The sequence below is a fragment of the Vibrio sp. 1641 genome, assembly GCF_033339995.1.
Lineage (GTDB): Bacteria > Pseudomonadota > Gammaproteobacteria > Enterobacterales > Vibrionaceae > Vibrio > Vibrio alginolyticus.
This window is the reverse complement of sequence record NZ_JAWOVP010000153.1, coordinates 1-738: the sequence shown is the minus strand read 5'-3', so window position 1 is coordinate 738 and position 738 is coordinate 1. Positions and strand designations below refer to the sequence as shown.

At 45.1% G+C, this 738-nt stretch carries 1 protein-coding gene and 1 pseudogene; both read right to left on the bottom strand.

The window, feature by feature from the left end:
- Positions 1–387, bottom strand: a pseudogene (locus R7Z47_RS24770) (endonuclease III); the annotation flags it as partial.
- A gap of 79 nt (positions 388–466) precedes the next feature.
- Positions 467–738 (bottom strand): Rnf-Nqr domain containing protein (locus R7Z47_RS24765; RefSeq protein ID WP_318130752.1); only part of this gene is annotated, 272 nt, incomplete at its 5' end.

Below are 738 nucleotides of genomic sequence, written 5' to 3'. Positions count from 1 at the left end.
TGCGGTGTTGAGCACGACATTGGCGGTCTTACGGCCGACTCCTGGAAGAGCTTCAAGAGCGGCGCGATCTTCTGGTACTTCGCCATTATGTTTTTCTAATAAGATCTTACAGGTTTTGATGGTGTTTTCTGCTTTTGAGTTAAACAGGCCAATAGTTTTGATGTATTCCTTCAAACCATCGACACCCAAATCGAGAATACTTTGTGGCGTATTCGCAACGGGGAAGAGTTTATCAGTGGCTTTGTTGACACTGACATCGGTCGCTTGCGCTGAAAGTAGCACAGCGATGAGTAACTCAAATGGAGAGCTCCAGTTCAGTTCCGTTTCAGGATTGGGGTTGTTTTCTCTTAATCGTTCAAGAATTTCTATTCTTTTTTCTTTGTTCATTGCTGACTTCCAAACCCGTCTTTGCGGTTTATGAAAAAGGCCCTACGAGTGGTAGAGCCTTGATTTTAGAATTCTTATATTATGCATTAGTTACGCGAGCACGCTCAATGGCCGGTTTTTCTTCTTTCGGCTGACGAGCCTGCATTGAGCTGTCGATAACATTTTTCAACGCAATCAAAAGTCCTACACCGATGAAAGCACCTGGTGGTAATAGTGCTAATAAGAAGCTGCTATCAAATTGGAATACTTGAATGCGCAGCGCTGCAGCCCAGTCACCCAATAGCAAGTCTGCGCCGTCAAACAATGTGCCGTTGCCGATAAGCTCGCGCATTGAGCCCAACACAACTAGCA